The 15537-nt window shown below is 42.3% G+C and carries 7 protein-coding genes; 6 read left to right on the top strand and 1 reads right to left on the bottom strand.

All coding sequences use genetic code 11. The features are described from left to right. The first annotated feature begins 28 nt into the window (after positions 1 to 28). The 5 genes from OIM59_RS08510 (at position 29) to OIM59_RS08490 (ending at position 11563) form a co-directional block, all read left to right on the top strand. Positions 29 to 3394: a DUF5107 domain-containing protein gene (locus OIM59_RS08510; RefSeq protein WP_303896162.1), complete on the top strand. Its 3366-nt coding sequence runs from the start codon at positions 29 to 31 to the stop codon at positions 3392 to 3394. Between the two features lie 391 nt (positions 3395 to 3785). Next, on the top strand, positions 3786 to 6863 hold the full coding sequence (locus OIM59_RS08505) for a TonB-dependent receptor (RefSeq protein ID WP_299171688.1): 3078 nt from the start codon (positions 3786 to 3788) through the stop codon (positions 6861 to 6863). A gap of 3 nt (positions 6864 to 6866) precedes the next feature. Then, entirely contained in the window at positions 6867 to 8609 is a 1743-nt protein-coding gene (locus OIM59_RS08500) for a RagB/SusD family nutrient uptake outer membrane protein (protein WP_299171685.1), read from the top strand. A 16-nt stretch (positions 8610 to 8625) separates the two neighbouring features. Next, entirely contained in the window at positions 8626 to 9087 is a 462-nt protein-coding gene (locus OIM59_RS08495) for a hypothetical protein (RefSeq protein ID WP_303896159.1), read from the top strand. Between the two features lie 79 nt (positions 9088 to 9166). Next, the gene (locus tag OIM59_RS08490; RefSeq protein ID WP_303896156.1) at positions 9167 to 11563 is read left to right on the top strand and encodes a glycoside hydrolase family 95 protein; all 2397 of its coding nucleotides are present in this window, start codon (positions 9167 to 9169) and stop codon (positions 11561 to 11563) included. Positions 11564 to 11584: 21 nt separating this feature from the next. Here the strand turns inward: OIM59_RS08490 and OIM59_RS08485 are convergent, their stop codons facing one another. Further along, entirely contained in the window at positions 11585 to 12466 is an 882-nt protein-coding gene (locus OIM59_RS08485) for an AraC family transcriptional regulator (RefSeq protein ID WP_303896154.1), read from the bottom strand. A gap of 201 nt (positions 12467 to 12667) precedes the next feature. Between OIM59_RS08485 and OIM59_RS08480 the strand changes: the two genes are divergently transcribed. Next, positions 12668 to 15469, top strand: a complete 2802-nt coding sequence (locus OIM59_RS08480) for a sugar-binding domain-containing protein (RefSeq protein ID WP_299171677.1) — start codon at positions 12668 to 12670, stop codon at positions 15467 to 15469. Positions 15470 to 15537 lie beyond the last annotated feature (68 nt).

Genomic DNA, 15537 nt, shown 5'->3' with positions numbered 1-15537 from the left:
AAACATTGAAAAAATACTCTAACTTATCATGGAAAAAATAACAGAATATTTGATTCAGAGCACAGTAAATACTTCCGAAGTAAGAGCTTGGGAAGAAATCGTGATGTTGCCTACGTATGGTATTGGCAAAGAGGAGAAAAATCCGATATTTCTTGAAAAACGCGTGTATCAGGGAAGCTCTGGTTCGGTATATCCTTATCCGGTAATTGAAAAAATTGAGGATGAGAAGCATGACCGTCCTTGGAGGGCTTTTTTTCTAGAGAATGAATACATCAAGCTGATGATTCTTCCGGAACTGGGCGGACGTATTCAAATGGCATACGATAAAGTGAAGAAGCGTCATTTCGTATATTATAATCAGGTAATCAAACCGGCATTGGTAGGATTGACCGGACCGTGGATTTCAGGTGGTATCGAGTTCAACTGGCCGCAGCACCATCGCCCCAGTACATATCTTCCGACCGACTGTATGATTGAAGAGTTTCCTGATGGCAGTAAAACCGTTTGGTGCAGTGAAGTGGAACGTATGTTCCGTACCAAAGGTATGGCAGGTTTTACCCTCTATCCGGGAAAGGCTTACATCGAAATCAAGGCAAAGGTGTACAACCGTACTCCGTTCCCGCAGACTTTCTTGTGGTGGGCTAATCCGGCGGTAGTAGTGAACAAAGACTATTATTCAGTGTTCCCGCCTGATGTGAATGCGGTGTTTGACCATGGAAAACGTGCGGTATCCAGCTTCCCTATAGCCACAGGTGAATATTATAAAGTGGATTATTCTGCCGGAGTAGATATTTCACGCTACAAAAACATTCCGGTACCGACTTCTTACATGGCCATCAATTCGAAATTTGATTTTGTGGGAGGGTACGAAGAACATATTGAAGCAGGATTGTTGCATGTGGCCGACCATCATGTAAATGCCGGTAAGAAACAATGGACCTGGGGGAACGGTGATTTCGGACAGGCTTGGGATCGCAACCTGACGGATGAAGACGGACCATACATTGAACTGATGACCGGTATGTACTGCGATAACCAGCCTGACTTTACTTGGTTGCAACCATACGAAGAAAAATCATGGGTGCAGTACTTTATGCCTTATCAGAAAGTAGGCATGGTAAAGAATGCTACTCGTGATGCACTGATCAACTTGCAGCCGTTGGAAGACGGACGTATGAAGGTTATTCTTTATACTACTGCGGCTCATCGTGAAGTACGTGTTATGCTGACCAATACGGTAAATGGAAAGATTTATCTGGATGCGTTGACGGCTGTTTCTCCAGAAAATTCTTATACAGAAACTGTGGCATGCGATACACAGAAGATGGAGGATTTAAAACTGACCGTGCTTGATGAAAAAGGTAAGGTGCTGGTAAGTTACCAGGCTGCCAAACCTGAAATCAGACCGATTCCGGAACCGGCTAAGGCAGCACTCGACCCGAAGAAGATTGCCAGTATGGAGCAGCTTTTCCTGACAGGTCATCACTTGGAACAGTATCGTCATGCTACTTACTTGCCGATGGATTATTATATGGAGGCTCTGAGTCGTGATGAAAGCGATATTCGCTGCAATAATGCGGTGGGATTACTCCTTATGCGCCGCGGGCGTTTTGCCGAAGCTCAGAAATATTTTGACCGTGCCATCAAGACACAGACAGAACGTAATCCGAACCCATACGAAGGAGAACCTTACTATAATTTAGGCTGGAGCAAGAAAATGCAAGGCGACATAGACGGTGCATACGATGCTTTCTTCAAGGCTACCTGGAATGCCGCATGGCAAGATTCTGGCTACATGGGCCTGGCACAGATAGACATGATCCGTGAAGACTATGCAAACGGACTTGACCATATTGACCGTTCGTTGTATCGCAACTGGCTGAATCACAAAGGACGTCAGTTGAAGGTTTCTTTCTTGCGCAAGACTGGTGAACTGGCAAAGGCTGAGGCTCTTATCAATGAGTCTTTGGCTATGGATAAGTTCAATATGGGGTGTCGTTTCGAATCTTATCTGATTCAGACATTGCAGGGAAATACCGAAGCTGCCGCTGCCGCAAAGGCTGAAATGAAATCTTTGATGCGTGGTGCCGTACACAGCTATCTGGAATATGCCATCGACTATGCATCGGCTGGTATGTATGAAGAAGCTACTCAGCTGTTGTCTTTTGTAACGGAAGAAAACGAAGCTACTTATCCGATGGTATATTATGCGTTGGGTTATTTTGCTTCCAAGATGGGTAAGAAAGAAGAGGCTGTGGCTCTTTACAAGAAAGCAGAAACCATGTGTCCGGACTACTGCTTTCCGAACAAGCTGGAAGAAGTGCTGATGCTGAACGATGCGATGTTGCTCAATCCGGAAGGAGCGAAGGCACCTTATTATTTAGGAAACTTTCATTATGCGTCCCGTATCTATGATGAAGCCATTGCTTGTTGGGAAAAGTCGGCATTGATTGATGATACTTATCCCACTGTGTTGCGCAACTTGTCACTGGCTTATTATAATAAGCAGCACAATCCGAAGAAAGCGTTGGCTACACTGGAGAAAGCCTACAATCTGGATACTACCGACGCACGTATCCTGATGGAACTTGATCAGCTTTACAAGAAACTTCGCTATCCGCACCGCCAGCGTCTGGATTTTCTGGAAGCACATGCTGATATAGTAGAACAGCGTGATGACTTGTGTATCGAGCGTATTACACTCTATAACCAGTTGGGTGAATACCAGAAAGCATACGATTTGATTAACTCTCGTAAGTTCCATCCGTGGGAAGGCGGTGAAGGAAAAGTCACCAGTCAGTATTTGCTCTGTCGTGTGGAACTGGCTAAGATTGCCATCCGTGAAGGCCGCTTTGCCGATGCAGTCCGCTTGTTGAAGGAAACTGAAAAATATCCAGATAATTTGGGTGAAGGCAAGCTTTCTATGGCAGAAGAAAATGACATCCACTATTGGATGGGATGTGCCTACGAAGGGCTTGGCGAAGAAGTTCTGGCCAAAGAATACTTTACAAAGGCTACCAAGGGTTCCGCTGAACCTGCCATCGCCTTTTTCTATAACGACCAGCAGCCCGACAAGATTTTCTATCAGGGACTGGCATGGCGTAAGCTGGGTGAAGAAGACAAGGCACGCAGTCGCTTTAACCGCCTGATTAAGCATGGTGAAAAGCATTTGTTTGACAAGGTGAAGATTGACTACTTTGCTGTATCACTTCCCGATTTGCTGATTTGGGATGATGATTTGAATGTGCGCAATTTAATTCACTGTAATTTGGTAATGGGAATGGGATACCTTGGACTGGGCGACAAGGAAAAGGCTCATCAATTCCTTTCCGAGGTAGTTCGTCTGGATATTAACCATCAGGCCGGAAAACAGCTTTTGGAGATGTGTGAGTAAAAATAAATATTTAATTGTTTAACGTCAGCCTATTTGCTTATATGTGATAAACGGATAGACTGACGTTTTTTTATTGTTTTGCTGTGACAAATGTAAGTGCGTTTAATTAGAATGATTTCTTTTGTTCTTAGATGTATTCTTTTTCTTATATGAGGCGTTCCTTCATTATATTTAGGATTATTCTTGGGGAGAAAGAAAAATATACTTTAAACCCTTATACCCCCCCTTTAAAGAATAGATTGAATTTGTCTTATCTTTCCTAAAATATTACATCCTTTTGTAATGAAAGTACATTTTAAATACAGTGTAATTGCTGTTTCTTTGTAATGTAGATAACATGACAATATGCATATTCTTTGTTATAATCAGTAATCTAAAAAAGTAGAAAAACATGTTGAATAAAAGAAAATTGACTACAGTTACAGCATTATTTTCTATTGCCTTTTCACAAACTTGTTTTTTAGAAATTAATGCAAATGAAAGTCCTTTTCCTCTATCTGTTCATCAGCAAATGAGTCAGATAAGAGGGAATGTGGTAGACTCTAATGGGGAGCCTATTATTGGTGCAACTGTTGTAGAGAAAGGGACGACGAATGGAACAGTTACGGACTTGGATGGGAACTTTATATTGAATGTATCTCCGGGTAAAGTTATTCAAATTTCTTATATTGGATTTGCTACACAGGAAGTGAAGGCTTCCAATAATTTAAAGATTGAGTTGAAGGAGGATACGAAAGTCCTTGATGAGGTTGTAGTTGTTGGATACGGGAAATCTTCTGTCAGAAAGATTCTGAATTCCGTAACGAAAGTAAATACGGATAAAATAGAGAATACGTCGGCAACCAACCTAGGCTCTGCTTTGAGTGGTATTGCGCCTGGATTGGTATTGAAACAATATGGTGGCGGTCCGGGTAATGATGTGCCTTCTATTTCTATTCGTGGTGGCGGCGAACCTCTTTATGTGATTGATGGCGTTGTTAGGGATAAATCCGAATTTGCCAGTTTAAGCCCTAATGATATAGGTAATATTTCTATTTTAAAAGATGCGGGTGCTTCTGCTGTATATGGTTCTCGTGCAGCTAATGGTGTCGTATTGGTAGAGACAAAAAAAGCTGAGTCTAACTCAATTTCTTATTCGAACTTGTTTGGTTTCTCAACTTTTACGTTAGATTACGATAGAATGTCATCCGCAGAATATGCAGAGTTTAACAACTCTATTGCTCATATGTATGGGGTTCAAGAACCTTGGACGGTTGAAGAAGTTCAAAAATTTAAAGATGGTTCTGATTCTCAATATCGGAGTACTGATTGGTTCAAGGAAACTTTTAGAATGGCTCCTATGCAGCGTCATAACTTTTCTGTTTCGGGAGTGGAAAAATCTATCGATTATTTGTTGTCGGTATCATATCAGAATCAGGGCAGTGCATATAAAGAAACAAACGCATATTCAATGAAGACTTATTCCGTGCTTGCTAAAGTAGGAAAGAAGTTTGAGAAAATAGGCTTGAAATTTGATTTGACCTTAAGAGGTACTTATAAGGATTTGGATAACGTGCCATTTGATGCCTGGACAATATTCGGGTGGTGTCAACAAGCTCTTCCTTATAAATATCCTTATGATGACGAAGGTAATTATATATCCATTAATGGTATATATAATCCATTGTATCAGACGAGTACGGAGAATGGTTACGATCGAACACGTACAAGATTGTTTAGTGGCATTTTTAATGCAACTTGGGATATTCCTAAAGTCAAAGGGTTACAAATAGGTGTAATGGCTAATTATGGAACTGATTTTATACATTGGAAACGCTGGCAGGCATATCAGCCTACTTATACGGAAGCTGGTGATAAAATAGAGAATCAGGCTCCACGCCTTTCGGAATCAAGAAGCTCAAGGGATAACTCTTTGTTGCAAGGATTCATTAGATACAATAATAAATTTGGACAGCATAGTGTAAACGCATCATTATATTATGAACAAGCTACATCATATTACGCTGATTTGTCGGCTTCTCGTCTGGATTATGTATCTACAATTATTGATTATATGTTTGCTGGTCCTCAAAAAGGGTTAACAAATGGTGGATCTGGAGATGAGTCCGCACGTATTGGATATATTGGCAGGTTGGATTATGATTATGCTGATAAATATTTGATATCTGGAACTTTTAGGTATGATGGGTCAGAACGTTTCCAAAAAGGAAATCGTTGGGGATTCTTCCCATCATTAGCTTTAGGATGGCGTATATCTGAAGAGAAGTTTTTCAAGAATAATATACCGGCATCATTTATTAGTAATATGAAGTTGAGAGCTTCTTATGGAGAGACCGGAAATGATGATATTGCCCGTTTTGCTTTTCTTTCCACGTTTAATTCAGTAGATAAACGTTATTATTGGAATGATCAATGGGTAACTGGGTATTCTGATAATGGACTTCCTGCAGGAAACATAACATGGTATAAGCAGAAAAGTTATAATGTGGGATTGGAAACCGATTTCTTGAATGGTCGATTGAAGACTTCTGTAGATGGATTCTATTATCGAACGACAGGTTATCTGGCAAACCCTAAAACAATTTATAGTACTCCGCTTGGAACTGCTTTACCTAAAATTAATTATGGTGCGACAAGAAGAGGAGGATATGAAATAAATGTCACTTGGTCGGATAAAATCGGGGCTGATTTTAGCTATAATATAGGAGCTAACTTAACTCATTATGTGAATTTCTGGGAGTTAAATCCTGATGAGACTGAAGCTAATCTTAAGAATCCATGGGTAAGGACTACTTATGAATATGGATATAGTGCGATAGGTTTTAAGACAGAAGGATTTTATACCTCAACAGAAGATGTTTTAAATCATCCGCATCATGCCGCATACAATGATTTATTGCCAGGAGATAATAAATTGGTGGACTTGAATGGCGATGGTGTAATAGATGACAATGATAAGACAAGAATTGGAAAGAACTCAACGCCGAATTATTATTTTGGTGTCAATTTAGGAGCTTCATATAAAGGATTCTATTTGTCTGCCGTTATTCAAGGTGCTGCTAATTTTGATGTATGGTTAAGTGGGTTGTATAATTATAGTACAGGTGGATCTGATGTACTTACTTTAAAGAATCAGACGGACGTATGGACTCCTGACAATACGGATGCATTATTTCCCCGAATAAATTATACGGGTGTCCGTAGCCAGAATTCGGGCTATACATCGGAAGCATATTATTTGAATGTAAGCTATGTTCGTCTGAAAAGTTTAGAATTCGGATATAACTTTAAAAAGCAATGGATGAAGTATGTAGGAGCTGAGTCGGCACGTGTTTTTGTAGGTGGATCTAATCTTTTGACGGTGGCTCCAGGTACTCATGGACTAGTTGACCCTGAAACGGGATCTGGTGCAAATTATGCATATCCAGTAGAAAAGACATTTACGTTTGGAATGAATATAACATTTTAAGAAATGAAGAAATTTGGTTTATTAATAACGATTCTGGTCCTTTTCTTTTCTTTTTCAAGTTGTGAAGATTTACTAGATAAGAAACCTCTTGATAAAATATCAAGTGCGGACTTGTGGAATAGTGAAGGACTTATTGATGGGTATATGGTAGATTTGTATGCCCGTGTTACGCCGATGTATTCATGGGTGCAGTTTACGGAAGATGATTGGAGTGATGACATTCATTCTGATAATAATAATGCAGTAGCTCAAGAAGCCATAACCAATTCTTATGATGCAGGTTGGAATAAATACGATATAATTCGTTTGTGCAACCAGGCTATAGAACAAGTTGCTGTCTCAGAAGTTCTCTCAGATGAGATGATTGTTCAATATACGGCTGAAGCCAGGACTTTACGTGCTATGGTGTATTTCTGGATGGTTCGATACTTTGGTGGAGTAATGTTGGTTGATAAGGTGTTGGATCCTACTTCTGATATGAAACTGCCAAGAGCTTCAGAATCTGATATGTATGATTTTATTGTGGAAGATTTAAAATATGGAAAAGACAACTTGCCGGAAACGACATACTTAGGTCGTTTGAATAGAGCAAGTGCTCATGCTTTTTTGATTCGAGTTCTTCTGCAAGCTCATAGATATGAAGATGCAGTAATTGAAGGTAAGAGTTTCATTGTGGATCATGCTAATTATGGCTATATAATTGACACTAATTTTCATGGTATTTTCAATGATTTTGAAACGGGTCAGGAATCAACGGAAACTATCTTTCTGCGCTATGGAACCAGTGATGGTATGAATATGCAGTGGACCCCGATGCAGTTCAGATTGCCTCTTTCTACAGGCGAAGGCGATAAATTGGGAGTGATTAATGATTATGATCGTAATCTTTATGGGTGGGCGATGTGTTATCCGACTCAAGAATTGATAGATGATTTTCTGATGATTGATGAAGATGGAGTAGCAAAAAAATGGTCGGATACAAAAATTTGGAAGGATAGTTATGCTTCTGGTGAAAAACTATGTACTCAGGTTATGTATAAAAATCGTGACAAACGTTTTTACAGTTCAATAATTTATGATGGATGTATTTATTTGAATGATACAATTAATATTCGTCCTCCATATTGGAATCACCGTACATCTATGGATAGAAATCTTCATCGAGGCATGACTGGATATAATATTCGTAAAGGAATGTATGATGATGTGTGTGATTGGGCATGGCCACCCCCTGAACAAGATTATCATTGGCCTTTGCTGAGATTGTCTGAAGTATATTTAAATTATGCAGAGGCTCTTATTCGGACTAATAAGGCAGATTTGGCTTTACCTTATATCAATGAGACTCGGACAATACATGGAGGGTTACCTAAAATTACTTCTACAGATGATATATGGGAAGATTATAAAAGAGAACGTCGATGTGAACTGGCATTTGAGAATTTAAGATATTGGGATTTAATTCGTTGGGCTGAATACGACAAAAAGGAAACAGTAGATGAACTTAATCACGATCCGTCTTATATTGATTTCAATTCTGAAGGTACGAAATATGTTATTATGACAGTAAACGGTAAATATGTGAGTGGTGATAAAGCAATGTATGATGCGCTACCTAATAAAGTTTATAATAATGGTAATACATTCCCTGAAAGAATCTTTACAAAAAAGCGTTTTCGCTTTCCAGTTCCGAAGTCTGAAATCTTAGAGAATGAGAATTTGAAACAGAATCCAGGATGGGAATAATAAAGGAGATAGTATTATGAGAAAAAGTTTTTTATATTTGTTCCTTTTGTTAACTTCATTTATTTTAGGAGGTTGCAAAATGGGTTTGGATGATTTGCCTACTTTTGAGGAGGCTGAATTGCTGAATTTTTGGTTTGAACATCGGGAGGTAGTGGAGAAGACAGCTCCTGATGGAAGCAAATATGAGCAAGTGGTTTTCACAGACTTGAAAGAAATATGTTCGTTTAAGCAGTTAGGGGAAAGTGATGGATATGTTCAGTGTGAGGTTGTAGTAAATACGCAAGCTTCGCCGAAGTCTCTTGATATGTCTAATATTGTGGGAAAGGCTACTATATCAACTGCGGCTTACATTCAACCGATTGACGGATCACCTCAATTGGGAGGTCTTGGAAATTTTGCTGCTCCTACAAAATATTTAGTAACTTCAGCTAATCAGAACAATGCAAAGAAATATATTATAAATGTAGTTTTGAAGTAGACTCTATAAATCTAGAATGGTGGTTACATTGTGTATGAAATAGTGAAACCACCATTTTTTAAATTTTAGTAATTTGTATATGAAACCAATAGCTTTTATTCTTCCTTTCTTCTTGCTTTCCTGTTCCACACCTCAGCAGGAAAAATCTTCTTCTCTTAAACTCTGGTATGAATCTCCTGCTGATGCTACGGTGCCAGACAGTCCGAACGGTTGGCAAGACGATGCTGAATGGCTGAAAGGTTTGCCTTTGGGGAATGGTTCACTGGGAGCTGTGGTGTTTGGTGATGTGGCAATGGAGCGAATCCAGCTGAATGAAGAAACCATGTGGTCAGGAAGTCCGCAGGACTGTGATAACCCGGATGCACCTCAGTATCTGGATAGAATCAGACAGTTGCTTTTTGAGGGTAAATATAAGGAAGCTACAGAACTGACCAATCGCACGCAGGTATGTACGGGAAAAGGTTCTGGAGGAGGAAACGGTTCTACGGTGCCTTTCGGTTGTTTTCAGACTATGGGTGACCTTTGGATTGATTTTGCCAATAAGGAGGCTTATTCAGACTACCGCCGGGAACTGAATTTAGAGGATGCGACGGCTACAGTGACTTACACGCAGGGGGATGTACACTTCAAGCGCGAAATATTTATCAGTCATCCCGACCAGGTGATGGTGATTCGCTTGTCGGCGGACAAACAGCAGCAAATATCTTTCACTTGCCGTATGACACGTCCGGAATACTTCTCTACACATACTGAGGGCGGGCAACTGATTATGAGCGGAGCCTTGTCCGACGGAAAAGGAGGAGATGGATTGCAGTATATGGCTCGCCTGAAAGCTGTGACCAAGGGAGGAGAGGTGATTTGTACAGACTCCACTCTGACTGTGAGCGGAGCTGACGAGGCCATGTTGCTTTTGGCGGCTTCTACCGATTATCAGCTGACTTATCCGCATTATAAAGGACGGGATTACCTTTCATTGACTCGCGAGTCTATTGCCAAAGCAGAGAAGAAAACATTCGAGTCTTTGTATCAGGTTCATCAGAAAGAGTATGCGGCTTATTTTGACCGGGCTTCTTTCCAACTGACAGAATTGCCGGATACGCTGGCTACTGATGTGTTGGTGGCTGAGGCAAAGGCTGGTAAGATTAATCCGCACCTGTATGAGCTGATGTTTCAGTATGGCCGTTACTTACTGATTTCTTCTTCTCGTCCGGGCACGATGCCTGCTAACCTGCAGGGCATTTGGGCCAATAAATTGCAGACTCCATGGAACGGTGATTATCATACGGATGTCAACATTGAAATGAATTACTGGCCTGCCGAGGTAACCAATCTTTCAGAGATGCACTTGCCTATGTTCGACTTGATAGCTTCGCTGGTAGCACCGGGCACGAAGACTGCGCAAACCCAATATCAGAAAAAGGGCTGGGTGGTTCATCCTATCACGAATGTGTGGGGGTATACTTCGCCTGGAGAATATGCTTCATGGGGAATGCATACGGGAGCACCTGCATGGATCTGCCAGCACATTGGAGAACATTATCGTTTTACGGGCGACAAGGATTTCCTGAAAAAGATGTATCCGGTACTGAAGGGGGCGGTAGAGTTTTATATGGACTGGTTGGTGAAAGATCCGAAGACAGGTAAGCTGGTGTCTGGTCCGGCAGTTTCTCCAGAGAATACGTTTGTAGCTCCTGATGGAAGTCAATGTCAAATCAGTATGGGGCCGACTCATGACCAGCAGACCATCTGGCAGTTGTTTGATGATTTTGAGATGGCGTCTGAAGCACTTCAGATAAAAGATGTGTTTACGCAGGAAGTCGCAGATGCAAAAGGGAAATTATTGGAAACACGTATCGGTTCCGATGGCCGTATAATGGAATGGGCGCAGGAATTTCCGGAGGCAGAACCGGGGCATCGTCATATTTCTCATTTGTTTGCCGTGCATCCTGGTTCGCAAATCAACTTGTTGCAGACACCAAAACTGGCTGAGGCTGCCAGTAAGTCGATGGATTATCGTATCTCGCATGGTGGAGGACATACCGGCTGGAGCTCTGCGTGGCTGATTAGCCAGTATGCTCGTCTGCATCGGGCAGAAAAAGCCAAGGAAAGTCTGGATAAGGTATTGGAAAAGAGTTTGAATCCGAACCTGTTTACTCAGTGTCCTCCGTTCCAGATTGATGCGAATTTTGGTACAACAGCTGGTATTGCGGAAATGCTGCTGCAAAGTCATGTATATGAGCAGGATGCTTATATCATTCAGTTGCTTCCTTCACTTCCGGATGGATGGAAGAACGGGAAATTTTCTGGCTTGAAAGCACGTGGCGGATTTGAGGTGTCCGTAGAATGGAAAGACGGCGTAATGGTACATGCGGAAATCAAATCTTTGTTAGGTAATCCTTTCAGGGTTTGGTATCAAGGCAAGTATATTGAGACACGCAGCCTGGAAAAAGGGGAGACCTGGAATTGGAATTCTTAAGGAAAAAGGGATGAGTATTTCTCATCCCTTTTTCTTCATACGATATTCTTTAGGCGACATGTGCATGTATTTGGTAAATACTTTTGAAAAATAATACGGATCATTAAAGGCGAGTTCAAAAGCGATTTCTTTTGCTTTCTTGTCGGTAAAGTCCAGGAGCTGGCATGCCTTCTGAATTTTCAACTGATTGAAATAGTTGATGGGAGACATGCCCGATTTTTGTGTAAAGAGTGTACTCAGATAAGTAGGTGAGTAGTTCACGCTTTCGGCCATGTCTTCCAGTGTCAGTTGCTTGTCCAGATTAGCCTTCATGTAGTTGATGACTTTCTGTATGGTATCTTGTGTCTTGGGTTTGTTGATTTCGCGGAACTGAGGAATGTATCGGAAGGAGCCGAGCAGGTACCATAGGCAGAGCGTGATGTACTCCAAATTTTCGATGCTGTATCCCATTTCAAGGTTTACTAAAATCTCATTGAACAACTGGATGCGGTCGTTGAAACGGGCCGTAGGTGAATCATCAATGTAGATGGTACGGTTGAACAGCTCGGAAAACAGGTGGCTTTGTTCACCGGTAAAATGAATCCAGTAAATGCTCCACGGATGGCTGGTAGAAGCGGCGTATACATGCGGTTTACCTGCTTCAATAATGAAAAAATCGTTCTTTTTTACCGTGCATCTTCCTTTTCCGATATTGTACCAGCCTTCTCCTTCGTGGCAGTAAATCAGAATGTGTTGCGGGCTTCCTTCTGTACGCTCTCGGTAGTGACCTTCGGCGTGAGGATAGTAGCCTACATCTGTGGGATGTAGCAGACGCGTCATAGGGTTTTCTTTGATTCTTAAAAGATTCTCCTGAGGAATGACAATGGCTTTCTCATTGGGAAAGCCGTCTTTTTTCTTTTCCATAGCATAATTTATTTGAGGGCAAAAGTAGGTATTTATTTGGATTTCCAGAGAGACTTTCTGAAGAGATTTCTTCTTTTAGTAAGATAATACCTGAAATCGAAAAATATTACATCCTTTTGCGAAAATAGCACATTCGGAGATAATGGTTTATGCGTAATTTTGTCATCTGTAAAATGGTTTGTAAACTCAAAATTTGATAATATGAAAGCAGCAGCATTACTCTCATTTTCTTTGCTTTGTTTTTCTTGTAGTCAGCAGACTGATAAAATTGACTTGTCCGGTTCGTGGACCTTCTCTACGGACAGTATGGACTGGAGTCGGATGATTGAACTGCCGGGCTCAATGGCTTCCAACGGTTATGGAGAAGACATTGCAATCGGGACCGACTGGACAGGTGGTATTGTAGATTCTTCTTTTTTCCTGAAACCTTCGTATGCTAAATACCGTGAGACGGGAAATGTCAAGGTGCCTTTCTGGCTTCAACCGGTAAAATATTACAAAGGTAAGGCGTGGTATCAGAAAGAAGTGGTGATTCCAGCCAGTTGGGAAGGAAAGGATATTTCTCTCTTTCTGGAACGCTGCCACTGGGAGAGCCGTTTTTATGTAGACGGAAAGGAAATCGGTATGCGGAATGCCCTGGGCGCTCCTCACCGTTATGATCTGACAGGCAAGCTTTCAGCAGGGAAGCATGTGCTGATGCTTTGTGTGGACAACCGGGTGAAGAACATCGATCCGGGGGAGAACTCACATAGTATCTCCGACCATACGCAAGGAAACTGGAACGGGGTAGTGGGCGACATGTTCTTAGAGGTAAAGCCGGAAGTGAACGTGTCTTCCGTCAAGATTATGCCGGACCGTCTGGCTAAGAAGGTCAGTGTGTCGGCTTCCTTGATGAACCGTTACGGGAAAGAAACGAATGTGGTGCTCGAAATGACGGTAGGCAATGAAAAAGTACAGCAACAGTCTACCTTGAAGCCGGGCGAGAATCAGGTGGTGATGTCGCTGGCCATGAAGGGAGATATTAAGTGCTGGGATGAGTTTTCTCCATCCTTATATGATTTGAAGCTGAGTGTGAAGGATGCAGAGAGCGGTGAAACGGATGTTTATACGGAACGTTTTGGTTTCCGTGATGTGAAGGTGGTGGACGGTAAACTGACTATTAACGACCGTCGTTTGTTCCTGCGTGGTGCGTTGGATTGTGCCGTATTCCCGAAGACGGGTTTCCCTCCTACGGATGTGGAATCCTGGAAAAAGATTTATACCACCTGTCAGCAGCACGGACTGAACCATGTGCGCTTCCATTCCTGGTGTCCGCCCGAAGCTGCTTTTGCGGCTGCCGATGAGATGGGTATGTATCTGGAAATAGAATGTTCTTCCTGGGCTAACCAGTCGACCACCATTGGTGACGGACACGATTTGGACCGCTTTATCTGGGAAGAAAGTGAACGTATTGTGCGTGAGTTTGGCAACCACCCATCTTTCTGCATGATGATGTACGGCAACGAGCCTGCGGGAGTGGGAAGCCATGCTTATCTGACTAATTTCGTCGCTACCTGGAAAGAACGTGATGCCCGCCGTCTGTACTGCTCAGGTGCCGGATGGCCTAATTTGCCGGTTAATGATTTCTTGAGTGATTCCAGCCCTCGCATTCAGGCGTGGGGACAAGGAGTGAAGAGTATCATCAATGCACAGGCTCCACGTACGGATTATGACTGGTCGGAATATGTCGGACGCTTCCAGCAACCGATGGTGAGTCACGAAATCGGACAGTGGTGTGTGTATCCCAACTTTAAGGAAATGGCTAAGTACGATGGGGTGATGCGTCCGCGCAACTTTGAGATATTCCAGGAAACACTGGCCGAAAACGGCATGGCTCATTTGGCAGATAGTTTCCTGTTGGCCTCCGGAAAATTGCAGGCTTTGTGTTATAAGGCCGATATTGAAGCCGCCTTGCGTACAAAAGATTTCGGTGGATTCCAGTTGTTGGGCTTGTCTGATTTTCCGGGGCAGGGTACAGCTCTGGTAGGAGTGCTCGATGCGTTCTGGGAAGAAAAAGGCTACATCCGTCCGGAAGAATACCGTCGTTTCTGTAACAGTACGGTACCATTGCTGCGTTTGCCGAAACTGATTTACACCAACCAGGAAACGGTGAAAGGAAGTCTGGAAGTGGCGCATTTCGGATCCGCTCCGCTGGAGGTGACTTCTACTGCCTGGACCCTGAAAACAAAAGAAGGAAAGACAATCGCTTCGGGCAAGCTGGCACATCGGCCGGTAGGTATCGGCAACTGTATTCCGCTGGGAGAACTGGAGGTTCCATTGGATAAGGTGGACGTTCCTTCATGCCTGACACTGGAAGCTACATTGGGAGATTATGCCAACAGCTGGCACATCTGGGTATATCCTGTCGCGGTGCAGGAAGTTGCCGATGAAACACAGCTGCTGATGACGGATTGTCTGGATGCAAAAGCCTTGCAACGTCTTCAAGAAGGCGGTAACGTATTGCTCTCTTTGCGGAAAGGTTCCTTGCCTGCCGAAGCAGGAGGCGAAGTGGCGATAGGTTTCTCCAGTATCTTTTGGAACACAGCTTGGACGCTGGGACAGGCACCTCACACGTTGGGTATCTTGTGTAATCCGACTCATCCGGCACTTTCAGAGTTTCCTACAGAGTTTTATAGTGATTATCAGTGGTGGGATGCCATGAGTCATTCTGGAGCTATTGAAATCGCGAAGATTGATAAGGATTTGCGACCGATAGTACGAGTTATTGACGACTGGTTTACCAACCGTCCATTGGCTTTGTTATTTGAGGTTAAGATGGGTAAAGGTAAGTTGCTTGTGTCAGGAATTGATTTCTGGCAGGACATGGACAAACGTACAGAGGCCCGTCAGTTGCTCTACAGCTTAAAGAAATACATGTGTAGTGACCAGTTTAATCCTTCTTCTGAAGTTGATGTGAAGGATTTAAGTATTTTGTCTTCCACTGAAAATCAAAAATCACTGTAGAAATATCATTTTTTTCCTGTAAGTATGGGAGAGTTCTTCTACTTTTGTTTGCAGGTATTTTCACATGA

The organism is Bacteroides mediterraneensis (assembly GCF_025993685.1).
GTDB lineage: Bacteria > Bacteroidota > Bacteroidia > Bacteroidales > Bacteroidaceae > Phocaeicola > Phocaeicola mediterraneensis_A.
This window is presented reverse-complemented; position numbering and strand designations above follow the sequence as displayed.